Raw genomic sequence first — 24,241 nt, forward strand, 5'->3', positions numbered from 1 at the left:
TTTACCTCAATCGCAATCGTCGAAGACTTCGCCTTTTCGAACGGTGAATTACCTCGGAACCAAGCGTTGACCTTCTCGGTCGACGGATCGGAGGTGCGAAGAAGCGCATAGGTGCGGTCGATATATTGCTTCTGCACCACCGCATCCGGCGTGATCGAGCGAAAGCTGGTGACGAAATTGCCGAGTGTGGCGCGAACCACGCGGACATCGGCATATTCGATCTGTTCCGGGAAGCCCGCCGTGACCGCCGTCCCTAGCTTGTCGACCTCAACGATATAAGGCACGAGCTTGACCTGCGTGCTCAGGTACATCGCGTAGCTGAAGCCGATGACGGCCATCGCCAAGCCGAGAATGCCGACGATCCGCCATGCGGAAGCAGCCTTCACATAGGTGCCGTAGCGCTCGTTCCATTCCTGACGGGCGGCAAGATACGGATTATCAGGGGCGCGGTTCGCTGCCATTTATTCTTCCCTTGTCTCGATTACGGTGTGTCGTTGCGTTCCGGAGGAGGCTTCGGTCCGCTATGACCGCTGCGCTGTTCATCGAGCTTGGCGTTGGCCAGTCCAAGAATGGACCCCGCATAGGCACCGGGAGAGCCGATTGCCTTTTCCTTGACGGCCGATCCGGCTGCTTGCGCGCCGGAACTGAAGCTTGCGCCTATTCCCCGCAGGGCAGCACCGGCGACGGATGAACCGCCGGCGCGTGCGGCTTGGGCCGCCGCAAAACCCGCGCCGGCAGCGCCGGCGGCGAGGAAGCCGGCGCCTGCGGCGAATGACGCCGCCTGTCCGCCGTGGCGGATCGCTTCCATGCCACCGGTGACGGAGGCACCCTGCACGACACCCTGGATAATGTTCGGCACATACATGGCGATGATGAAGACCACGACGGAAATACCGGCGATGGCCAAGGTGGTGACAAACTGGTCGGAGGATGCCGTCGGAGCATTGGCCAGACCCAATAGGACCTGTGACCCAATCTTTGCGATCATCACCAGCGCCATCAGTTTCATGCCGACGCCGAAGGCGTAGACAAGATAGCGAACAGCAAAGTCTTTGGTGAAGGAGGAACCGCCCAGGCCGAGCATGATCATGCCGGCGAGCAGGCCGACATACATCTCAACCATCACCGAAACAAAAATCGCCGCAACCAGTGAAAAGCAGATGACGACGACACCCATTGCCAGCACCGCGGCAATCGCCAGCGTATTGTCCTCGAATACGCCGAACTGCGCCTGTTGCGACATTTGCGAGGCGACGCGGATGCCGGCATCGAACACTTCAGCGGGCGAGGCTGAACCGCCGCCGGCACCAATCTGGAAAAGACTATCGACCACCGCCCGGGCAAAGGTCGGACCTTGGGTCAGAACGAATGCGAAGAACCCGACGAACATGATCCGCCGCACCAGCTCCGCAAACCAGCTATCCAGCGAGGCTGACTGAATCGCCAGCCAGACGGCGGCAATGCCGATCTCGATCGTTGCGAGGATCCAGAACAGGGATTTCGCCGCATCCATGATGGTGGTCTCCCAGCCCTTCGCGGCGGAGGAGACCTGGTTTTCCAGTTCCGTGAGGACCTGCCCCTCCTGCGCAAATGCGGGAGCAGCATAGGCGAGGAAGAACAGACCAGTTATCAGGAGTGAACGTGCGACAGCGGGCTTCACCATCTCGGGCGCATCTCCTGACCATCCTTGATCGGCGGCAGCTCCTTATTCGAGCCGAAGAACTTCTCCCGGGCTGAGCGCTGCTCCTCGGTAAGCGCAGGTTTTCCGCCGTCGCTGGATTTGACGATCAGCACTGTGGCCGCAGCGGATGCCGCGGCGACAGCAAGCGCCAAGGCAATCAGGACGGAGCGGCTCACCAGCGCGGCTCCATTTTCTGACCTTCCGGAACGCTCTTGACCTCGGCATTGAAGAATTTCTCCCGCCGGGCCTGCGCCAGGTCCTTGTCGGTCTGTTCCGTCTGCAGCCAGGTTCCCATCATCGTCATCTGTTGGGAGACGAGACCGCGAAGCTTCTGCATCTGTGCGACTTGCTGGGCGGCGATCTCGTGCCCGACCTGCAAAGCCTTCATCTGCCCGTCCGCCGTTTCGGACATCGACCGCAGCGAGGACATCGTGTCTTCCTCGCTATCGAACTGGTCGGCCGTGAGGCTCGCCGCTTTCAGCGAGCTGGCGATGGTGTCACGGTTGGTGTTCGACCAGGATTGATAGGTCGAGGAGAACGTCGTTTTATCAGGCAAGTTAGTCTTGAGATCGGCGTAGCTCTGAAAGCGCTGCTGAAGAACGTCGTCAGCGTTGCCCATCGAAAATGAGATACTCTGACCCTGGTCGACGATACTGCGCAGCTGGTTGAGATCGCTTTCGACCTGCCCCCAGACATGATCGGGTAGCTGCGAGGTGTTTTGCAGCATGTTCTCGTAGATCTTGAGCTGATTCTGGATCTGCTCCGCAAGCTGGCTGATCTGCGTCAACTGATTGTCGACCTGGATGCCGGAGCTCTTCATGAGGTCCACGAGTTGCGCATTGTTGGCGAGTTGCGTCCATTCTGTCGCGGCGCCGGTGGCTGTGCCGGCTTGCACTGAGCCTGCAGCTCCGATCGTGAGAGCCGCGGCCGCTGCCAAGCAGGCGATCCATCTATTTGAGTAGCGATGCGGCATCGTGAACTCCTCTCGTTTCAAGCCAGTGGATCGGCCAGTCGCGGCCATGTTCGGATTTCAGCGCGCGGATGCGCTTGAGGTCGTCCTTGCCCGACGCGCCGACAAAGCTCAGCGCGACCGGCCCAAGCGACATGTCGAAGAGCCGCCGGCCTTCCGGCGTGGCGACGTAGTATTCGCGTTTGGGGCTTGCGTTCGCGACGATCTCGATCTGGCGCTCGTTGAACCCTATTCGCTCATAAAATTCCCGCGTTCCCGGCTCGCGAGCGGCGCCATTCGGGAGGCAAATCTTGGTCGGGCAGGATTCCTTCAGCACGTCGATAATCCCGGACCGTTCGGCATCAGAGATCGATTGGGTCGCGAGAACGACCGCGCAATTCGCCTTGCGCAACACCTTGAGCCATTCCCTGATCTTGCTGCGGAAAACCGGGTGGCCAAGCATCAGCCACGCCTCGTCGAGGACGATCAGGCTGGGCGACCCATCCAAACGCTTCTCGATCCGTCGGAACAGATAGGTCAGCACTGGCACGAGATTGCGCTCACCCATGTTCATCAGCTGCTCGATCTCGAAGGTCTGGAAGGCGCCGAGTGTGAGGCCGTCCTCTTCCGCATCCAGGAGCTGGCCCATCGGGCCATCGACGGTGTAGTGATGCAGCGCGTCCTTGATCTCGCGCAGCTGCACGCCGCTGACGAAATCCGAGAGCGAGCGGCCGGAGGCGCTCGCCATCAGCCCGATCTGCCGAGAAATGGCGTTGCGATGATCGGGGGTTATGGTTACGCCCTGCAGACCGACCAGCATCTCGATCCACTCGGTCGCCCAAGCCCGGTCGGCATCACTTTTGAGATCAGAGAGCGGGCAGAAGGCCAAGGCCCTCCCCTCTTCCGGATTGTCGCCGCCGATCTCATAGTGATCACCACCGGCTGCGAGCGTCAGGGGCAGAAGTGAACTGCCTTTGTCAAAGGCGAAGATCTGCGCTTTTTTGTACCGGCGAAACTGTGCGGCGATCAGGGCAAGCAGCGTCGATTTGCCCGAACCGGTCGGCCCGAAGATAAGGCAATGACCCACGTCATCGACGTGCAGGTTTAGGCGGAACGCTGTCGAGCCGGTCGCAACCTGCATCAGGGGCGGGGAATTCGCCGGGTAAAAGGGGCATGGCGCGACTGGGTTTCCGGCCCAGACCGAGTTCAGCGGAATCAAGTCGGCGAGATTGCTGGTGTTGATCAGCGGCTCACGGATGTTGCAATACCAGTTTCCCGGCAAGCTGCCGAGATAGGCATCGGTGGCGTTCAGCGTTTCGATCCGCGCCCCAAAGCCTTCCGCCTGGATCAGCCGCCGGATCGCTTCGGCCTTCTCCTGCAGGGCTTCGCGATCGTTGTCGAATAACACGACGACCGGTGTGTAATATCCATAGGCAACCAGCTGCGATGAGGCCTGCGCGATGGCGTCCTCGGTCTCGGCGACCATGGTCATCGCGTCCTGGTCGACGGATCGACTTTGTGTCTGAAATATCTGGTCGAAGAACGGCCGGACCTTCTGCTGCCATTTCTTGCGTGTGCGTTCGAGCTTCTGTCGGGCCTCCTCGGCATCAAGGAAGATGAAACGTGACGACCACCGATAGGTGAGCGGCATCAGGTCAAGACTGTTCAGAATGCCCGGCCAGCTTTCAGCCGGCAGACCGTCGATCGCGACGACGCCGAGAAAGCGATTTTCGACCTTCGGCGTCAGTCCGTGTTCAAGCTCCGCCGTGGCGATCCAGTCGAGATACATCGGAACATCGGGAAGCCTGATTGGATGGTTCTCGCCGGTAATGCAGAAGCGGGCGAACTGAAGCAGTTCGTCATATCGGGCAATTCGCTCCCCTCCCCTTTCGACCGTTTCTCGGGTTTCCATTCGCCGGATCGAAAGTGTGTTGGCAAAATACTGCTCAAGCTCTCGCACCGCGTTCTTGAACACGAAGAGCACCGTGTCGGCGTAGGATTTCTTCCGGCTCTCCTCGTCCGAATAGATGTATTTGCTGAGCGCAGTTTTCTTGGATTCAAGCGGCCGGTAGGTCAGGATCAGCGCATGCTTGCTCTCGAAATGCCCCTGCTCGCGGGCAAAATGCGCCCGACGCTCGGCATCGATTGCGCGGGTGACCGGGTCGGGGAAATGGCAACGCTCTTTTGATGGATAGTCGACCGTCGGAATGCGGATGGCGTCGACCTGGATCATCCAACCGCTTCCAAGCCGCGACAGAATGGTGTTGATCTGCCTCGACAGTTCGTTGCGCTCGAGGTCGGTCGCACTTTCAGAATCCGGACCGGCGAAATACCAGCCGGCCATCAGGCTGCCGTCCTTCAAGAGAAGGACACCATTGTCGACAAGGCCGGCATAGGGAACGAGATCGGCAAAGGATGGGCCGGTCACCCGGAACCGCTTGAGAGCTACCATGGTCGTCTCCTCAATACCGGCGCCACGGCGACGTGGTCGCCTTGTAGGTGGGCTTGTAGGAAATGTGCCTGATATAGACCTGCCGCATGAACGGGTCGGACTTCGCCATCATCCTGAGAAGCCCGACGATCACGATCCAGACGGCGATCCCGAAGAGCGCTGAATAAACGGTCAACACCACGAAGATCAGGATGACGGCAGCGAGACCGGTTAGCAGCACCAGTTCCCTGTCGGCGCCCATCAGCAGGTTCGGTCGCGAAAGTGCGCGGTGGATGCGGTTACGCCGCAGGTCGGCGAGGGACTCAGCCATGAATGCCCTCTCCTCTTCCGTTCGAGCCAATTGACGTGACATGCTCGTCTGTCAGCCCTATCGAGGCGCCGGTTGCGCCGAACAGGCCGACGATGTTGGTGGCGCCGAGCAGGATGCCGGCGACGAGAACGACATAGACAAGCCGCCGGGCGAAATCGTTCAGCTCACCGCCGAAGATGAGCATGCCGCCAGCGATGGCGACTGCTGCAAGTGCGATTGCGCCCGCAACCGGGCCGGTGATCGACTCCTGGATTTGCTGCAACGGTCCTTCCCATGGAAGACTGCCGCCAGAAGTGGCGAGCGCGGGGGCGACCGAGGCAAATACGATGGGCGCCGCAAGGAGCGCGATGGCGATGAGGGCATGCTTACGCGACATGGCGCGTCTCCTGTTCTTCCGTGAGCTGATCGGATTCGGTCTCGTATTGGCCATTGACGAACCGCTCGACCTGGATGACGTCGCGAACCCGCCGTCCGCGCGACGTCCGTTCGATCGAGATGATCAGGTCCACGGCCTCTCCGATCACCTCGTGCATCGGTTGCTGGCTTGCCTCAGCCGTCAGCTGTTCAAGACGGCGCAGCGCCGACATGGCCGTGTTCGAGTGAATGGTCGCCACGCCACCGGGATGACCGGTGTTCCAGGCCTTGAGCAACGTCAGGGCGGCGCCGTCCCGGACTTCGCCGACGACGATCCTGTCGGGACGCAGTCGCATGGTGCTCTTCAAGAGCCGCGCCATGTCGACGGTATCGCTGGTATGGAGGAGAACGGCGTTCTCGGCAGTGCATTGGATTTCGGCGGTGTCCTCGAGAATGACGAGGCGATCGTCCGGGGCGGATTTGACGATCTCGTCGATCACGGCATTCGCAAGCGTCGTCTTGCCCGAGCCCGTTCCCCCGGAAATGATGATATTGAGCCTCGCGGAAATCGCGCTGCGGATCGTCGCGGCCTGAAATTCGGTCATCACGCCGGTCCGGACGTAGTCTTCGAGCGGAATGAGGCGTGATGCCCTGCGCCGGATCGTGAAAGCAGGCCTGGCGACCACGGGAGGCAACAGTCCCTCGAAGCGGTGACCGCCGATCGGCAACTCGCCAGAAATGATCGGCTGTTCGGTGTCGACTTCGGACTGAAGCGCGTGCGCTACCGTGCCGATCACCATTTCGGCTGCGGCCGAGGACATTTCGCCAGCGGGCGCAACGCCATGTCCGAGGCGTTCGATGAATAGCTTTCCATCCGGATTGAGCATGATCTCGACGACTGTTGCATCGTCCAGCGCCACGCAGAGCTGGTCACCGAGCGCTTCCTGAAGTTTGCGGACAAGCCGGGGATGAGAGCGAAGCTGGTTCACGGATTTCTCCTTACGCTGCCTGGCTGAGAGGGGTGATTTGGGAGTGGTAGTTGGAGGGTCGGAGCTGCTGGAACGTGCCGTCATCGGCAGGCAGGATGCCCGCCACGGCCATCGTCACACCGATCTTCTTGGGTTCGCCTAACCGCTGCAATGGCCATCCAACGCGCGCGAGAATTCGCTCAAAGCGCAGGTCGGTCACCGTGACGATCTCCGTGAAGCCGTTCGCCACGCACCACTCTATGATGCCTGCGAACATGGTCAGGGTCGCCTCATGCACCGCGCCGTCTCCCCTACCCTCTCCGAGGGTCGTATCGACGCAGAAGCGAGAACTCTCGATCATCGCGGCATGGCCGTTGAGTTGACCGCCGGGGAGAAGCGACGGGAAAACATCTGCCACCATTGTCGGACCAAGCGTAGGCAGGAGCCTCGCGCACCCGGCCAGTTGGCCGGTCTCTGCGACGGCGAGAACATAGGTTGGTCGAAGCGCGTCGAAACTATCCGACTCACATCCCGCCGTCACGTCGACTTCCCAACCCAGGCGATCGGAAAAGACCCGCGCCCGAAGCTGGTAGTGTGTGTGGAGGAGGTGCGCCTCTTGGATCGTCTGGGCCGTTGAGAGGGCGAGAACCCGCATGTATTTCTCCGTCGTTGTTAGACGGCGGAGAAATCAGCACAGATCTGGATGGGCGGGCAGTTGTAGGATCCTACAAACTGGTTCGAGGTGAGTCGCGGAGCTTGCTCCCCGTTGCGGGTCGCGAAATTCCTGTGTTCGACATCGGTGCGTCAGGCGGGCGTTGTAGGATTCACAGTAGATCATACAGCGAACAAATCGGCGCGTTGAGGCCCTTAACTATCAGTAAATGTTGCAAAAAGCTTTTTTCGGGGTGCGCTTTTCGATTGCGCCGTTAATAGTCCGTTAACTTTAAATTTCTTGCAAAGCTCAGTGGAATCGGGTGTCCTATCCACGGTAAAACGCTGTGTTTACGAAAATTTCCGTGTGTACGAGAGGACGTCGTGGAGAATCCCGCCAAGCTTCAGAAGGCTATTCATAAACTGATAGCGGCTCACGCGCGAGATCTGTCAGGCGCGTTGCACGAGCATCGCGTAAAGCTGTACCCGCCGGAAGCTCGCAAGACGCTGCGGTCCTTCTCATCAACAGAAGCCGCTAAGCTCATCGGCGTGAATGACGGATACCTTCGACATCTCTCACTTGATGGCAAGGGGCCGCAGCCTGAGGTGGGCGCCAACGGTCGTCGCTCGTACTCAGTGGAAACCATCCAGGCTCTTCGCGAGTATCTGGACGAAAACGGCAAGGGCGACCGGCGCTATTCACCCCGGCGCGGTGGACGAGAGCACCTGCAGGTCATCACTGCGGTCAATTTCAAGGGCGGATCCGGAAAGACAACGACGGCAGCTCACCTCGCTCAATACCTCGCGCTCAACGGTTATCGGGTGCTGGCGATTGATCTCGACCCCCAGGCGAGCATGTCCGCGCTTCACGGTTTTCAACCGGAGTTCGACGTCAAGGACAACGAGACCCTCTACGGCGCCGTGAGATACGACGAGGAACGCCGGCCGCTGAAGGACGTCATCAAGAAGACGTACTTCACGAACCTCGACTTGGTTCCCGGCAATCTCGAGCTGATGGAGTTCGAGCACGATACCGCGAAGGTGCTTGGCTCGAATGATCGCAAAAACATCTTTTTCACACGCATGGATGACGCGATCGCATCGGTGGCGGACGACTATGACGTCGTCGTCGTGGACTGCCCTCCCCAGCTTGGCTTTCTGACGATCTCGGCGCTTTGTGCTGCCACAGCCGTGCTCGTCACCGTTCATCCCCAGATGCTCGACGTCATGTCGATGTGCCAGTTTCTTCTCATGACGTCCGAGCTGCTCAGTGTCGTTGCAGATGCCGGCGGGAGCATGAACTACGATTGGATGCGCTACCTCGTAACGCGCTACGAGCCCGGCGATGGTCCGCAAAACCAGATGGTCTCGTTCATGCGAACGATGTTCGGTGACCATGTTCTGAACCACCCTATGCTAAAGAGCACGGCAATTTCGGACGCCGGCATCACCAAGCAGACGCTTTATGAGGTCAGTCGCGATCAGTTCACTCGGGCGACTTACGACCGAGCGATGGAGTCGCTCGACAACGTCAACAACGAGATCGAGCAGCTCATACAATCCTCATGGAGGCGTAAATGATGCCCGCGTCGTGCTCTAAAAATTGCTTGCCGGTAGAAAAGTTGCCAGCCGGAAACTTTCTGCAAGTCGATCAAAAAACGCCCATTGAGCTCGCGTTTGACGCGGACAAAAGAGGAGCGGCAAATGGCTAGGAAGCATCTTCTTTCAGACCTTGCGCCACAAAAGTTGCCAGCCGGAAACTCAGAGAATGCGGCAGGCCTCGATAGTCCCACTCCCCAGTATGCGCCGCGAGGCGCGATTGGCGCCGTTTCGAGATCGATTGAGCTCCTGAAGTCCCAATCGCTCACCGAGCTTGATCCGGATTTGATCGACGCGCCATCAGTGACGGATCGCCTCGATGAGGACGGCGAACAGTTTGAGGAATTCGCTCGCAACATTCGAGAGAACGGTCAGCAAGTTCCGATCCTAGTGCGACCGCACCCCTTGATCGAAGGGCGGTATCAGATCGCCTATGGCCGCAGGCGCTTGCGTGCGGTCAAAGCAGCTGGACTCCAGATCAAAGCAGCAATCCGGAATTTGACCGACGACGAGTTGGTGCTCGCCCAAGGTCAGGAAAATAGCGCTCGTCAGGATCTCTCGTTCATCGAGCGAGCCTTATACGCCGCTGAACTCGAAGCGAATGGCTTTCAGCGCACGGTTATCATGGCCGCTCTCGCTGTCGATAAGAGCAATCTTTCTCGCCTCATCCAGGCGGCAACGCAATTGCCAGCAGACGTGATCCGAGCAATCGGCGCCGCGCCAAAGACGGGCCGTGACCGCTGGTATGAGCTTGCGACGCGGCTGGGTAGCGAGGGAGCGCTTGTTAAGGCTCGCGCGTTGCTCTCAGAAGCCTCCGTCAAATCGCTGACGTCGGATGAGCGTTTCGCCCGCGTCTTCGCCGCCGCCACGCCAAAGCAACGGAAGAAAGAAAAGCCCCAAGCTGAAATTTGGCAAGCGGACGATGGCGTTAAGGCCGCGAGTTTCCGTCAGGACAAACGAACACTCACATTGATGATCGACAAAAAGGCCGCGCCGGAGTTTGGCGACTACCTGATGTCGGTTCTCCCCGAAATCTACGCTTCGTTCAAAAAGACGAAGCAGTAGGTGAATCGCGACTAGGAAAGGATCGATAGAGCAAAGAAAAAGCCCTCCGAAACAGTGTTCCAGAAGGCCTCTCTCAGTTTGGTCGCTTAGAGAATCGCACTTCCCGGAATCACAGTCAAGAGTCAACGCCACACCGGCGTAGCCTTTTCTTTGCCTTGTGAAAGGTGAGGAACATGGAAACGGGATATATAACGACGCCTTTTGGGCGGCGGCCGATGACGCTTGCCATGGTGAGGCGTCAGGTGACGACGGAGCAGGCCGCAGCGGCAAGCTCCGTCGACAAATGGCGCGTGTTTCGCGACGTAGGTGACGCCCGCTCGCGTCTTGGCCTCCAGGATCGGGCACTTGCGGTCTTGAACGCGCTCCTGTCATTCTTCCCTGCTGTCGAGCTGAGCAGCGAGAAGAACCTGATTGTCTTTCCTTCGAACGCCCAGCTATCGGCACGGGCAAACGGGATCGCCGGGACGACGCTACGCAAGTGCCTTGGGATGCTTGTGGAGGCCGGCATCATCATCCGCAAGGATAGTCCCAACGGCAAGCGCTATGCTCGAAAGGGCGATGAGGGTGACATCGAGGACGCGTACGGTTTCAGCCTTGCACCTCTCATCGCGCGGGCGAGCGAGTTTGCTGCCCTGGCGCAGGATGTTGCTGCCGAGCAGCGTCGGTTCCGTATTGCGAAGGACCGCCTCACGATCGTCAGACGGGATGTCCGCAAGCTCATCACTGTGGGAATGGAAGAGAAGCTGGCTGGCGATTGGGCGGCTGCGGAGGCCTGCTTCATTGAGATTGTGGGAAGGTTTGCACGTCGACCGACATTGCCGGATTTGATCGCAAGCCTCGATGAGATGAGCCTCCTGCATGAAGAGGTCTCCAGGATGCTGGAAACACAAGAAAAAATCGAAAAAAACGATGGCAATGACATCGCATTCGGATGCCACATACAGAATTCAAATACCGAATCTTGCAATGAACTTGAACCTCGCTTCGAAAAGAAGCAGGGCGAGAAGTCAGTGCCAACCAAGCGAACGGAGCGGAAAGGCGAACCGGAGGCTTTCCCGTTGTCAATGGTGCTACGCGCCTGCCCTGAAATTGGAAGTTTTGGGCCAGGCGGATCAATTGGAAGCTGGCGGGAGATGATGTCGGCCGCGGTCACTATCCGGTCTATGCTTGGTGTGAGTCCGTCGGCCTACGAAGACGCCTGTGAGGTGATGGGCCAAGCGGCTGCAGCGATCGCAATCGCCTGCATTTACGAGCGGGCGGGCCATATCAACTCGGCTGGAGGCTATCTGCGAGATCTGACCGCGAAGGCGCGGCGCGGCGAGTTTTCGCTCGGGCCTATGCTTTTTGCGCTTCTAAGGGCGAACTCCAGGCCGGTGCGAGCGTCGGCATAAGTACGTTGCCGAGGTTCAAGTTGTTGATATTCCGACGTAAACCTGAAAAGTTTCCGGCTGGCAACTTTAGGCGACCGACCGTAACGCACTATTCTAGTGCGCTGGCGATGACAGCCCGTCGAGAAAATCAACGACCTAATTTAGGGCCGCAGTGCTCGCTGTGATCTTCTGGTAAGTCTTGTTCAATGCCCTGGCTTAGTTGCGCAATTGAGACGCAATGACGGCTTGCGCAAGGTACGTTCGGATTAAACGTTGATTGACGATCTTTTGAAGGACCGGACGCTTCGGGTGGCAACCCTTTTGCAACCCATATAGAAAAACCGCAACCGGAGGATCAGATGCAGGTGGATGACGTTTTCGAGCTGGTTGAGAATGAACGACGACTCAATGCGCTAAAGCTGAAGGAGGCAAAACGCCGGGAACGCTGGCCGAAATCGGCAGCTGGCGTTGAGACGACGGAAGAGATTGAAAAGTTCGGCGACGTGTTGTCCAGCCTTTCGAAAGAGCTTCTCAGCTGGGGCGTCGGCAATGGACTTCACGACAGCCTCACTGAGACCAGCAAGTCGATGCTCGGTCAGATCTCTTCCAAAATCTGGCGTCGGCATTTTAGCGAGGCGCTCAAACTCGCCCAAGATATTCCGCGGCGTTGGCAGGTGCGCGAAAATGAATTTGAGCACATGGTTCAATCTATCGAACAATCGCGCTTCAGATCCCAGCGTGCCCTGTTTTCATTCCGCCCGAGTGCTGCGATCACGTCCACGATCGGGCGCTGGTTTGAAATCGAGCCGCATGGAGCGACCCCTGCTGATCTGATGCGCCAATGTCTCGACAAGGCGAGAAAGCTCCCGTCCTGGACCCCTCACGCCGCCGCCATCCTGTACTGGCTGGGGCACAAGGCGGAACATGACGTTATCAATCAACTGCCGGCCGCTCCCGATGAGCCGATCTTTAATGCGGACGTGGTTGCGTCCTTGAAGTCGACGGCCCAACGCGAGGGCAGGGGCCTGGCGCGGGCTCTCGGATACGATTCTGAGTATCCGATCGAGATTGGCGTCCTGGAAACGGAAAAAGTGGTTGTCGAGCCGAACACCGGGGCCGACTTCATCATTGTTGCTTATCTGGGGTTGGAGGACGGAGATTCCATTGTCAGTGCCGCCGTTGTTCAAGGCAAGATGGAATTGGAGGACACACCATTTGTAACCAACATTCATCGCCATGCGAAAGGTTTTGGGCGGAACCATCAAATCAGGGCTTTGACCGCTGAAAATCGGGATGGCTACTACCTTATTTATCCGAGAGATGTCCACAGCCGTCCTATGGCGGTGGTTCCCGGCCATACGCTTTTGCGGGAGGTTCGCCGGCTCAACCGCGGCCGATCGATTGAAGCTTTGACGGAATCGAAATGTAACGTGCGCTACGATGATTCGTCGGTTGATTTGGCCACCTTCTTGGGAAAGGTGCTGATCCAGCCACGGAATCGACATTCATCAATCGGCGCTGCGCTCTGCGCCATTGGCGCTCCGACCGCCGAGCGAGGTTCAGCATGGGTGGATGTTCAAGACTTGCTTGCAACGAGGCTGGTATTGATCGAGATCGGCGGACGTGTCCCCCAACGAGGACTTGATTATCTTGAAGCGCTTGGTTTCCGACGAGCGCCTGAGCAAAAAGCGAGCTATGAAGACATCTGGAACGGGCTCGGAGATTGAAGGCGGCGAGTGCCTGAGCGTTTCTCCGCAGAATTGGCCCGAAATCGCCGGCAATTTGGTGATTTGCAAAGCTAAGGCAATCTACTCTCGATATGGGAGGGAGACTTGTCAGTCTTAATTGATTTTCTTATAGAATACAGCCACTTATGCTTTTGATTATAAGAAATTCGTGCGCAAAATGGGAGCGCCACGTTGTCGATCAATATCACAGGGCCAAAGAAGTATGACTTTCAAGATATTGCCTGCGTAGCGCTCGGTCTGCAAGCAATCAGTCGCCCCGGCGGGGAGTTTCTGATCGAGCCTAACGGCGGTGAAGACTGCGAAATTCGATGTGACGGCAGAATTGTCGAGATACAGGTAAAGGGCGCTGGCGGGAAGTTCGGTCTCAAGGAACTCGCAGAATACCTTAGTCACCCGGGCAACAAAGTTGCCAATAACACACTGCTGGAAAGACTGCTCGCAGACAAAGCCCGTTTTGTTGTGCTGGTCCTGTCGAGCCGGTGTGACGATGCAACGTCGGTCTTGGTCGAAGGGCTCGGCTGGAGAGAAAAAGAGCGCGGCCAGTCGCTCAACAAGGCTGATGCCAAGACACTGCTCGCAGCCTACGCCAAGCCATCTGGCGAACGAAATCCCAGCAAGCTGACGGAGGAGCGCGACCGACACAGGGCGGCGGTGGCAGCGACACTCACGCCCGAGAAACTGGTCGAGGCAATGCGACGTGTTGCGCTGGTCGAACGCCTGGATGAAGTGGCAGTGACATCTGTTTGCGAGGATCTCCTCGTTCGCGCCCATGACGTACCGGGGGATCGGACGGGGGACACGATCCATCGGCTCAGGGAGGTCATCAAGGACGCAAAGGGCAACTCCGAAAACGTGCTGCCTCAGATCCAGGAAGTGCTTGATCAGTCGTCTCATGGCTCGCTCTCGCCCGAGGACTACGTCGAGCGCGGCAGCGAGACGGTCTGGCAGGAGACACTTTCCCAAAGGAAAGTGCTGTTGCTGACGGGAAGACCAAGAACCGGCAAGTCGAATGCCGCGCGTTTCATCGCCGCCAGATTTCAGAAGCTTGGCTACACTGTCCGGGTCCTTTCCGAAGTCAAGGAAGCCGAGCGGTTCCTAAGCGAACCCGGCCGTTCCAACCGACTTGCCGTGCTCGACGACCCGCTCGGCGGCACGCACACGGAGCCGGAATTCATCAGGCTATACCAGCAACTGGAAGACCTGATCGCCCACCTCCGACACGATAGACGGCTGATCGTGGCCCAGTCACAGGAACAGCTGTTCGCAGCGACGAATGCAAGCGATGTGGGCATGCTGGCGGTTGACGGACACCCCTGGCATGATCTCAGCCAGTCTGTAGTTACGTTCTCTGCGAAAATCTGGTCGCAACAGGTTGCCCAGGCAGCGGTGCCCGCCGAACTCGCGCAGTTCGTCGATCACGTACTGTTGTCTGGTAAACTCAATCTGGATGCCGGGAGTATCCGGCACTTGGCTCGCCACCACGGAAAGATCCGTGCGCCATTCACAGTCGATCAATTGGAGCGAATAGCACATGAGCGCGCTTCGGCATTGGCGGACATCTGGCGGAGCGAAGGGCTTCAGCCATTGGCAAGGAGCCTCGCGATCGGGACCAACGCGATGGTACCCATCGCGGAGACCGAGTTGGCGTTCCTGCTTGGCAAAGGCGGCGACAGGCTTCCCGGCATGCCGGATTCGCAATTCACGATAACGAGTATCGGCGGTGGTTCGCCTGAGCCGTCAGTCGATCCGGACTATGAGGAAGAACCAACGCTGGATCAGGTCGAGCTTGCTGGTCTTGATTCACTAGAGATGCGCCGCCTGATCAGCTATCCCGGTTTGCACCAACTGAATTTCTCGCATCCCTATTACCGGGCGGCCGGGGAGGCGTCAGCACAGGTTTCGACACAGAAGCAGGCAGACGAGGCTCTTTCAGTATTAGAAAGGGCGCTGTTTTGCAGAAGGGGATCAACGTCGAAGGCCGCTGCTCGAAACCTCGACTGGATGCACGACCGATTGAAAGGATCGCAAAGGCGCGATGCTATTCCTGGACTGGCCGAAAGAGGCCTGAAAAGCTATTTTCCGGCAACGCGCGACCTCTGCTACGCATTTCTGCTTCGCCATCTACCAGAACTTCCGCGAGAGTTTCAAAGCCACCTGCCAGACTGGGTCATAGCGATACGAAGGCGCGATGTATCGGAGATGATGTGGCAGGACGATGAAGCACGTCTTCCAATCGGGCGCACGATTAGTGGACTGGAGCGGATGGAAGCGTTCCTGTCCGCACCCGAGCGTGGAGACGTTCTGACCGAACTCGGTCTGCTTGAATCCTCCGAGGAAACCTATCTTGGCCCACAGGGCGCCTGTCGAGCCGTTACCTTCTACAAAGGCGAGCCGGCCGCGCTCGGCCCTCAGGCAATGGCTCGCCTCCTCAACTACGGCGAAGGCTTCATCCGCGCCGCTGCGGCTAAGATATGGCTCTCGGTCGACCGTGCAGAGGATGAGGATATCCTTCGGAAGCTGAAGGCAGATCGACACCCGGCAGTCGCGTCGGCAATACTCGACGGGGCGGTGAGAGGTTGGAGCACGCTACCTCAAGCAAGAAAATCGCGTTTGATCGACATTATAGGGGCTCAAGCAGCTGAGCCGGCCGCAGCCGCTGCCATGATGCCCAGCCTCATAAGATTCGATCGCATCGAATATTCTGGGCCTGGGCGGGCATGGGACCTGTTTGCCGGGGTCATGCCGATCGCACTCGACGCGCTACCCGCGGGTGTAGAATTCACCGAAGCGCGCCTGTTCAACGTCGTCATGGAATCGCGCGGCAAGATCGCCCCTAAACTCCTGGTCCGCATCTGCGACAGCTGGCTGCATTGGCTCGAAAAGGTCACCGCGGAGGGGCTTGTCCCGGATGATTTCACATTAGGTTTTGCCGATTTGCTCCTCGACGCCACGCGCGGGAATCCTGAGATGCGAGAGGGCCGGCTTGCTCGCGCTCTAGCGCTTCCGGGCAGCACCGCGCCTTACGCTATCATCGGAGATTTAGTTGATCATTGGGACGTACTGACTGATGCGGAACGCAGTCTCGTCGTCAGCATGCTTGGAGCGTCGCGCTCTGATACGATCTGGCTGAAGGCTTCGGTTCTGACATCGCCTAACGTTCCGAGGGATCTTGAGCAGCTTCTCTTGCCTGTCGGAGTTGCTCTCAATGGGCCAACTCTCGCACTCGTGACAGGGCTCGCAGACGACCTGTTGGCAGCCTGTGTCCAGGCATTCACCGGCCAGCCGCCACGGCTCTGGAATCGGGCCCACAGGGGCGCTGACGTATGGCAGCCTGTCGTCGACTTGATCGTTCGGCAGCCGCGTCATCCACTATTCGGGATTGCCTGGGAGGCAATCTCGGGCGGTGGTAGAGGCGACCAGGTCCGTCAAATCGTTCTTGAGTGTGGTCCCTCGAATGCTGAGCTATTTCTTGACTTGCTACTCAGGCATAAGTTGAGCCGCGTTGGCGACTTCATGCCGGAAGCTTGGGCCGCAGTGTTGGACCAGGCACCGGATCGTGAAACACGGACCGAGTGGTTATGCCGTGCGCTCATCTATTCTACCGCAATTCTCGACGACCTGAGAGATCTTGATTTGTGGTTGCTAAGCGAGGACGACAAGCGAATAGCGTTGCATTTTCTTGAACCGGACATCGAGTCCATCATGGCCGCAAATGAAATATCGGACGGGCACGAGCCACACTCCGGGATGAACAGGTTGCTCGAGCAATTCAAGAAAGAGCCTCCCAGGCTGCATGGCACCTACGGGCGAATCCAGAGAATCGTTCGACAAGAGCTCGACGATGATCACCCATTGTATGAAGCCCTCGAGGCGTGGCGTCTTCGTAGTCTGAAGCTCGCCGAGGCGCTAAAGACGCACCTGCTAGGCGACAACAAGGCCGCGGAACCCAAGGGGTGGATCGAACCCTGAAGCGGGTCGCATCTTCGTTCACGCTTCGAGGAGACGAGCCGCTCTGCTGCTGCGATGGCTGGCGCTGTTATAATAGCTTGAAGCCTGCTGCATTGAACGGTGGCGGGACTGCTCCATAGCTTCAAGTAACGGAATACCCTGGTTCGCGGCTTCGGTGATGTACCCTGACCGCAATCCATGTGCCGAGAACTCCGTTGCGTCCAATCCCGCCATCGCCGCCCGCTGCTTGATGATGGCATTGACCGACTGCGGATCGAGCGTCCGCTTCGAAACCGTTCCCCAGCGCCCGATCCCCCGGAACACGCTGCCCCTGTCGATCTTGGCGGCCGTCATCCATGCGTTCAGCGCCTCCACCGGTCGGCCGGTCAGATAGACGACGTCATCCTGCTCGCCGGTGGACGTCTTGGTGCGGCCAAGATGGATGGCGAGCGAGGGGAGGGGAGGGCCGTCGCCTGCTTCGATGGGAGGCTCGACGGAGAGTTGCTCGCGGCGGAGGCCGGCGATCTCGCTGCGCCGGCGGCCGCCGGAGGCAAAGGCGACCATCAGGATGGCCCGATCCCGGACGTCGCGCAAGCTGCCCGTCGCGCAGGTGGCCAGCAGCTTGGCCAGCACGTCGCCGGTCACCGCCTTGGCGCTCTTGCGAAGACGTTGCCTTGGCGCGGCTCGGATCGCCAGCCGAATGGCTGATTTGAGGGGAGGGGAGGCGAAGGCACCATCGAGGCCGCGCCATTTGGTCAGCGTCGACCAGTTCGCCAGCCGCCGGCGTACCGTCGCCGGCGCATGCGGGCCGACGGTTTTCAGAAACCCTTGGCTTCGAAGGTTTTGGTCGACGGCGGCCGGCATGCCGTGATCGGCATCGGTTTCGCGGCGCTGCGGATCCCAGAGGTGATGGGCGACGAATTTCAGCAGCAGCGCCTCGGGCGCCGGCCAGGGCAGCGAGCGTCCGGTCGCCGCCAGCCCCCAGGCTTCGAGATAGGCCAGGTCCGACGTCAGTGCCCTGAGCGTATTGTCGCCCATGCCCTGGTTGACGAGATGGCGCAGCGTCTCGACATCCTGGTCGGTCAAAAGCTCGGCGAGTTCATCGCGGCGCTCAAGCGGTAGCACGGAAGCGATCGTATCGAGTTCCTCTGCGCGGCGATCGACCGCTGATTTTTGATTGGACGACGCCAAAGCCAGCTCCAAAACGATTGTCCGAACGACGCTGCAGCCGTCCACTGATATAGTTTTCTGATTTGCGCCTCGAAATCAATCTACCATCGATAAGCGGTGGTTATCGATGGTAGAAAACCGAACTAGAAATCATACGCAGTGAGGAACCAAAACTTTTTAATAGAGTTCGTTTAGCAAATCATTTACCATGATTTCAATGTCTTATGATTTTTCGAAGTTGCCCATTCGGAGCCTGATTGGCCCCGCGTTTGAAGCGGGTGTCGCCTTGGCGCGGCTCGACGAGCGTGTCGCCCGCTCGCCGGTCGGGCAGGGTTTGATCGAGCGCACCCATTTCGCCGACGCCTGCGCCTCGCTGTGGATCGACGGCGAACTCGTCCATCTGGAAGACCTCGTCCTGCACGATGCCACGAAAGATATTCGCACGCCAACCCATGAGTTGACAATCGCCCGCGACGTGTTGCGCAGCCGCCGGCGCATCGCTACGCAGCCGCGGGGCTGGGCGTTATCATCCGACGGCATTCGCACGCTGCGTAAGACGTCGGATATCACGTCGACTGACACTGACGAGACGGAGGCGGCCGGTGCCATCCGGCGCGCGCTCGATCCGGAAGGGGAGGGGGAAGACGCCGAGGAAGGCGACACTCTTCCCGGTGTCGACTATGCTGCCATCGATGCGCTGCTGGCCCGCTCCGAAGCTGCGATCGCGGAAGCAAAAGCGCCCGGCCGGGCTCCGGCCGATCCGATGATCTACGATCTCGACTGGGACGAGGACGCGCGGCTCGACGAATGGCGTGGCGTGCTGCGGCAGGCGCAAGATCTGCCGGCGCTGCTGCAGGCCATCGTCGCCCTCGATGCCTGGAACGAGTTGGCGGTGCTGCAGCATGCGCCCTGGCTCGGCCGGCTTTTTGCCGCCTCGATCCTACGCCAGGCCGGCGTCACCAGCGGCGCCCACCTTGCGGCGATCAATCTCGGCCTCAAAACCATTCCTGTCGATCGGCGCAGGCATCGGGATCGCGAGACCCGGCTGCTCGCCATCGCACACGGTTTTCTGGCGGCCGCTGAGATCGGACTAAAGGAGCACGACCGACTGGCGTTGGCCCGCACGATGATGGAGCGCAAACTGGAGGGGCGCCGGACCTCGTCAAGACTGCCGGAGCTGATCGAGCTGGTCATGGCGAAACCGCTGGTGTCGGCCGGCATGGTGGCCGAGAGGCTTGAGGTCACGCCGCAGGCGGCGCGGCGGATCGTCAGCGAGCTGGGAGTACGCGAGATGACGGGGAGGGGGAGGTTTCGCGCTTGGGGCGTGATGTAAGACCAGCTTCAATCGTGAAGGAGGTCCTATCATATGGGACGCCAGATCCCAACGCGGTCATTGGTGCGGCCGCGTCGGTGCTTGCACAGCAAAGATTTTGCGAGGTGCAATACACAATGTAGTCAGTCACTTGAAGCGTAACGGCCGCTTCACAGTGAGAGCCGATGTCGCGCTGACGGGTGGTCTCGACTTCGCAACGATGCGCAATACGGCTGCATCGTGGTGAAAGTTCCTGAATTCGACAGCATGTGCGTCATCGGAGAAATGGGTGGACAGCTGAGCATCCTTCGAAGCAGTAAGTGTGTCGGCCGGAAACTCATGCTCCCATCCTTTCAACTTGCGAAAGCTGTTAACGATGGCTCCGAACGGAGGGGTGGCGTGATTGAGATTGGCATCGGCATAGACGACAAGCTTGCCCGTGATATCGCATTCGATTTCGCCATCGGCGTTCGCGAAATGGTCGAATTGATGCTGCTTCATGCGCAGGAGATCACGCGACACCGCGTTATGGCAGGCGTCGCAAAATTCCTGAGACTGGGACTTCGGGCTCCCATCCACTGCCTTCACATAGCTGAAATCGGTTGCGGTAGTGTCAGATCGCACGACCCAGAAGCCTGGGCTAGACCATCCGTCGCCTTTGTTCAGTCGACGTTCAAACCTTTCGATCCCCGGTCCAATCTTTGGTGCGTCGTCGGCTATCAACACATCGAATCGCTCCAGCAGTGCGGAGAGATCGCTGTGGTCATCATAGTCGGTGACAATGTCGCCATCTTCGTACCTCGCCAGCATGTCCTTGAAATGCTGCTTGGCCGCCAGTTTCGTTTTCCAAATTCGACCGTTCGACAATTCGACAGGCTTGGCCATAATTACCCTCCGAAGGAACCGTGCGCTAGCACTCTCTCGCGAACTTCACGGACAACAATCGTCGGCAGACCAATGCTGTCCAGCTGATCCCGACGTTCAGTCACCCACCGGATGCAGCCTTCCTCGTCGAGTCCATCGAGAGCGATGATCTCGTAAAGAGCCACGGCGCTGATACGGGACATCCCAAGCTCCATGAGAGACCGCATCGTGATTGAGGTCACACCGAATTCCAGCGCGACGCCGATATCTAGGTCATCATCGATTAGATCTTCTCGCCCAATCTCTCGCAGATGCTGGTTTATGACATCCACGTAGGCGGAGAAGTATCGAGGCGCTAGAAAACGGGCGGAACTTTCGATCAATTCAAGCGTGTCACGGATGACCTTTGCAATGTCAAAGGCTGTACCCCGGCGCTGCAGATATTCAATCCGCTTCCGGATGATGGTTGGCAACGAGAATCCCTTCATCCACTCAAGGACGATAAGTGCGTGAAGCGGGATGAGCGTGGTGGGGAGGAAAACGGGAAGCACTTGCTCGTTCACCCGCTCCATAATCTTTGAGAAGCGGGCGTAGGCGTCGTCGCTTTCGGACGGAGCCAGCAACAAATCCTCTGGTGGACCCGGATAGGCCCTGAAATAACCTAGAAGACGTTCGAGACCGAACAGGCTGACACCAGGATTACGGGAGCCGATCTGAGCGCTGACACTCATACCGGCGGTCGCTTCGCTGAGGACTTGTTCCAGTTTGCGCAAGTCCTCTTCACTTTTGCGCCTGGCCCAAGGCGCTGTAGCGAAAGACCGTTCGCGCATGAAGGTGGTGGTCAGATATGCGCTGACCTGCTCGAACGCCCTGACCTGGTTGGGTTCAGGCGAGCTTGTGATTGGCCTGCTCGCAATATAGTTCATCAGCTCATCGAGTTTCGACAGCGCTGTATCGGTCTCGCGACGTATTGGGTAACGCGTTCGTTGAGGTACGCCCGTTGGCCAGATCGCATCATCGGATGCATCGATGCAAATGATGTTGCCCTGAAATTCATCCCCCCAGCGTCCTGCCCGCCCCGCCAAATTCCAGAAGTCCTGAGGCTCCATGGGTGTGGACTTGCCCTTTTTCGGTCCACGGACCACGATTGTTCTGCACGACAGATTCACCCCCTCTATCAGGGTGGAGGTGCACACGAGAAACTTCAGCTTTCCCTTTCTGAAGAGGCGTTCGATTTCTAACCTGATCAGAGAGGGCATGTTGCCGTAGTGGAATGCCACACCGCGCTCAACCAGAGGCGCAAGCATGTAATTCTTGTGCACGCATTTGCGAGCAAGGTCGGCCAGATCGACTAACTCCTGGTCGACCTCACCTGTAGTCCCCGTGAGTTGGCTGATCAGCAAGGCGACCTCTTCCGCATCTGCGGCGCCGTTGGCATAGACAAGGGTGCCCCCACGTTCGCCCACAGCAGCTGCAATGAATGCGAGTCGCTTTTTCATTGTGTTCGGCTTGCTCGCCAAGGTCAAAGTGCCGATCGGCAGATATTCGTCCCCGTGGCGAAACTGCAGCGCCCATTTGGTTGGCTTCGCCGGAACCTGATGGGCGACGATGATGTTCTGAAGAACTGTAGCAACGTCGCTGTCCACGGCCCGCTTCGGAGTCGTTTGCGGCGCATCGTCGAGAAGAACTTCCGGGTTTTGCGTCGCCGGGCTCACGAAGGCGACACGTAAGTCCGGACTCGAGCGCAGCAGACGTTCGATGGCGTCTTGCAGAATGACCCCCCGCTGCGGATCGCCAATCTTGTGGGCCTCATCGACAACGACAAGGTCGATATCGAGCTGCTCCTTCATGAGGTTGGCAAGGAGATGAAGCCTCTCCTGCGTGAACACGAACACGCACTTCGTGGAGTCCTTTATCGCGGCGCTGTATTTCTGCGTCGACGGCAGTGAGGTGACTTCTGCATCAAGGCCTGACTGGGAAATGATTTCCGTGAGCGAAGCTTCTATTTCCGACACGAGGGCGCGGGTGGGTGCCAGATAGACGGCGCGCTTGACCTTACCGGCACCCAGTGAGTCAACAAGCCACTTGAGAACCAGAAAGGTCTTGCCGGAGGCAGTCGGCGCAGATGCGGACAACCACGTCCGAGCCTCGGCCGCCGCCGTCCAAAACTTCAACTGGAATTCGTTCACAGCCAGGCGATCGCCACTCGCCTCGAGCAGAACCGAACTTTCCAACAGGCGTCGCTGATCCTCCATGCGCAGTGCAATCCCCAACCTCGAGGCCAGATTGGGCCGCACACGCCCGCGTTGCTCCGCGAGGGCCGCGGAGCGGTGGTTCGACAGTTTGTCGAATAGAACAGCGGCAGCATCCCTAATCGGTTCAGATGTGGGAAGCAGCGTCGCGCCCGTCGCGATGCGTAAACTCGCCTCCTTGTGGGCTCTCTTGTCCGATCTGGCAAGAATACTGGCCGCAAGCATCAGACGGGGCCAATCAAATGCTATGTTTTCGAGCGATGGGTCTTTGGTGACGTTGTCGAGTTCGAGTAGCGCTGTGACGACGCCTAGTTGCTGAAGCTCGCGATGCAAGGATGTCTCGAAGAGCCAATTCTGAAGTTCGTTTTCGGTCATGACTGCCCCATAGCCTCTAGGAATGCCTCGCGGAATTTGTCAACCGATGGCAAGGGGATGCAAAGGAAGTGTATATCGAGATGTTCAAGCTTCTCGGCGACAAGGCGGCGTCCAACAGCCGTCGTCCAATTTTCCAGACCGATTTTGGCCGCCGCTGCCATGTCCTCCAGCACACCCCTGGTATCGCTCGCGGGATAAAAGTCGCCGTCGAATCCAACAAGTGCGACGCCACAATATTCTATCCTGTTTGAAAGGGGCGATGTCGTGTCGAAGTAGCGCTTGAATGCTTCAGAAAGGCGCGGATCGCCTAGATCTGCTTTGTCGCTGAGGAGCAGCAGATCCCGCTCACGCGACGAGCCTTCGTGATCCTCTTCGAGAAGAAATGGGGCGAGCGATTTGAGGCAGTCCCGGATGGCGTCAGTCGGATCACCGTACACCTTCGATTCCCCCCAATACAACTTCAGCCTGCCGTCGTCGGTAACGGCTGCATAGACACCGTCGGCGCCGTGGTAGTGCATGCGCGTATCTGTCTTCAGATCCATCTTGCACAGCACATGCGGGAGCCCGAGGAAACGCTCCGCCAGGAGAAACAAAAGCATTTCGCCACCCTCACCGGTGGTGGCCAGGTCAGTAAAGACTCCCCGCGCCTCCTGATGAAGCTTTGAAATCGCCGAGGTAGAGCGGAACCGCGCGTCGCGCTCCCTTGCTTCTTCGATGCGCTTTCGGGGGATCGCGTAGTCGGCGGCCGCATTGCGCATAAATTCGGCGAGGCGCTTAACTTTGACCCTTCCGTTTGCGTCTGTCGTAAGACAGTGGCAATGCACTGTGACTTTGTGCCCCTCGATTTCAATGTCGCGTTCCACGAGATGCAAATGAACGCCCAGTTCTTCAGGGTCACCCGACAATATTGCGTCGAGCTCCTCACCTGTAATCTCTGCCATACAATAGAGCCCCCAGAATCACCCGGACTTATATTGAAATTGCGTGAGTGGGTTCGCAAGCCAGAGGCGAGCAAATGCCAAGTGTTCGCTCCTCCAATTCTGTGAAGTTTACCTCTTTGCGTCTGTTCAGATGCCGGTTGCATGCCAATCCAATAATCTGCAGGCCAGCCGCAGTCGCTCAGGGAGGCCAACCCGGGCAGAGGGTGGATTGGGATGCGGACCTTCGAAAACT

General features: G+C 58.6%; 19 protein-coding genes. 6 read left to right on the forward strand and 13 right to left on the reverse strand.

Features of this window, described 5'->3' with window-relative positions:
* The 9 genes from CO666_RS24150 to traI all read right to left on the reverse strand — a co-directional run.
* On the reverse strand, positions 1–461 hold a 461-nt coding region (locus CO666_RS24150), incomplete at its 3' end, for a VirB8/TrbF family protein (RefSeq protein ID WP_097614687.1).
* 20 nt (positions 462–481) lie between these two features.
* Entirely contained in the window at positions 482–1,663 is a 1,182-nt protein-coding gene (trbL, locus tag CO666_RS24155; protein ID WP_097614688.1) for a P-type conjugative transfer protein TrbL, read from the reverse strand.
* A complete protein-coding gene (trbK, locus tag CO666_RS24160; protein ID WP_097614689.1) occupies positions 1,657–1,857 on the reverse strand; it encodes an entry exclusion protein TrbK in 201 nt (66 codons plus the stop codon). Before trbK ends, trbL begins: the two co-directional genes overlap by 7 nt.
* On the reverse strand, positions 1,854–2,654 hold the full coding sequence (gene trbJ / locus CO666_RS24165) for a P-type conjugative transfer protein TrbJ (RefSeq protein WP_097614690.1): 801 nt from the start codon (positions 2,652–2,654) through the stop codon (positions 1,854–1,856). Before trbJ ends, trbK begins: the two co-directional genes overlap by 4 nt.
* A complete protein-coding gene (locus tag CO666_RS24170) occupies positions 2,632–5,082 on the reverse strand; it encodes a conjugal transfer protein TrbE (RefSeq protein WP_097614691.1) in 2,451 nt (816 codons plus the stop codon). The genes trbJ and CO666_RS24170 overlap by 23 nt, the downstream gene beginning before the upstream one ends.
* Before the next feature lie 10 nt (positions 5,083–5,092).
* Positions 5,093–5,392 carry a conjugal transfer protein TrbD gene (locus CO666_RS24175; protein ID WP_097614692.1) on the reverse strand — a complete coding sequence of 100 codons (300 nt, stop codon included), beginning with the start codon at positions 5,390–5,392 and terminating at the stop codon, positions 5,093–5,095.
* Positions 5,385–5,768: a TrbC/VirB2 family protein gene (locus CO666_RS24180; RefSeq protein ID WP_097614693.1), complete on the reverse strand. Its 384-nt coding sequence runs from the start codon at positions 5,766–5,768 to the stop codon at positions 5,385–5,387. Before CO666_RS24180 ends, CO666_RS24175 begins: the two co-directional genes overlap by 8 nt.
* Complete coding sequence (gene trbB / locus CO666_RS24185; RefSeq protein ID WP_097614694.1) at positions 5,758–6,735, reverse strand: P-type conjugative transfer ATPase TrbB; 978 nt, start codon at positions 6,733–6,735, stop codon at positions 5,758–5,760. Before trbB ends, CO666_RS24180 begins: the two co-directional genes overlap by 11 nt.
* 10 nt (positions 6,736–6,745) lie before the next feature.
* Positions 6,746–7,369, reverse strand: coding sequence for an acyl-homoserine-lactone synthase (traI, locus tag CO666_RS24190; RefSeq protein ID WP_126910758.1), 624 nt, complete (start codon positions 7,367–7,369; stop codon positions 6,746–6,748).
* A 380-nt stretch (positions 7,370–7,749) separates the two neighbouring features.
* On the opposite strand from traI, the gene repA reads away from it, so the two are divergent.
* From repA to CO666_RS34255, 5 genes are all read left to right on the forward strand, one after another.
* Positions 7,750–8,946: a plasmid partitioning protein RepA gene (repA, locus tag CO666_RS24195; protein ID WP_097614695.1), complete on the forward strand. Its 1,197-nt coding sequence runs from the start codon at positions 7,750–7,752 to the stop codon at positions 8,944–8,946.
* 123 nt (positions 8,947–9,069) lie between these two features.
* Positions 9,070–10,029 (forward strand): plasmid partitioning protein RepB, encoded by a 960-nt coding sequence (gene repB, locus CO666_RS24200; protein ID WP_097614696.1) that lies wholly within the window; start codon positions 9,070–9,072, stop codon positions 10,027–10,029.
* Positions 10,030–10,202: 173 nt separating this feature from the next.
* Entirely contained in the window at positions 10,203–11,420 is a 1,218-nt protein-coding gene (gene repC, locus CO666_RS24205) for a plasmid replication protein RepC (protein ID WP_097614697.1), read from the forward strand.
* Positions 11,421–11,758: 338 nt separating this feature from the next.
* A complete protein-coding gene (locus tag CO666_RS24210) occupies positions 11,759–13,126 on the forward strand; it encodes a hypothetical protein (protein ID WP_097614698.1) in 1,368 nt (455 codons plus the stop codon).
* 192 nt (positions 13,127–13,318) lie between these two features.
* The gene (locus CO666_RS34255; protein ID WP_097614699.1) at positions 13,319–17,116 is read left to right on the forward strand and encodes an nSTAND3 domain-containing NTPase; all 3,798 of its coding nucleotides are present in this window, start codon (positions 13,319–13,321) and stop codon (positions 17,114–17,116) included.
* A gap of 18 nt (positions 17,117–17,134) precedes the next feature.
* Here CO666_RS34255 and CO666_RS24220 read toward each other — a convergent pair whose 3' ends face one another.
* Positions 17,135–18,286 carry a site-specific integrase gene (locus CO666_RS24220; RefSeq protein WP_425352433.1) on the reverse strand — a complete coding sequence of 384 codons (1,152 nt, stop codon included), beginning with the start codon at positions 18,284–18,286 and terminating at the stop codon, positions 17,135–17,137.
* Between the two features lie 187 nt (positions 18,287–18,473).
* Between CO666_RS24220 and CO666_RS24225 the strand changes: the two genes are divergently transcribed.
* Positions 18,474–19,598, forward strand: a complete 1,125-nt coding sequence (locus tag CO666_RS24225) for an RHE_PE00001 family protein (RefSeq protein WP_097614700.1) — start codon at positions 18,474–18,476, stop codon at positions 19,596–19,598.
* A 126-nt stretch (positions 19,599–19,724) separates the two neighbouring features.
* Here CO666_RS24225 and CO666_RS24230 read toward each other — a convergent pair whose 3' ends face one another.
* Genes CO666_RS24230 through CO666_RS24240 form a run of 3 tightly spaced genes read right to left on the reverse strand, consistent with a single transcriptional unit; the run spans position 19,725 to position 24,009 of the window.
* Positions 19,725–20,462 (reverse strand): DCL family protein, encoded by a 738-nt coding sequence (locus CO666_RS24230; protein ID WP_097614701.1) that lies wholly within the window; start codon positions 20,460–20,462, stop codon positions 19,725–19,727.
* A gap of 2 nt (positions 20,463–20,464) precedes the next feature.
* Entirely contained in the window at positions 20,465–23,068 is a 2,604-nt protein-coding gene (locus CO666_RS24235; RefSeq protein WP_097614702.1) for a DEAD/DEAH box helicase, read from the reverse strand.
* Positions 23,065–24,009 (reverse strand): HamA C-terminal domain-containing protein, encoded by a 945-nt coding sequence (locus tag CO666_RS24240; RefSeq protein ID WP_097614703.1) that lies wholly within the window; start codon positions 24,007–24,009, stop codon positions 23,065–23,067. The genes CO666_RS24235 and CO666_RS24240 overlap by 4 nt, the downstream gene beginning before the upstream one ends.
* Positions 24,010–24,241 lie beyond the last annotated feature (232 nt).

The organism is Rhizobium chutanense (genome assembly GCF_002531935.1).
Classification (GTDB): Bacteria; Pseudomonadota; Alphaproteobacteria; order Rhizobiales; family Rhizobiaceae; genus Rhizobium; species Rhizobium chutanense.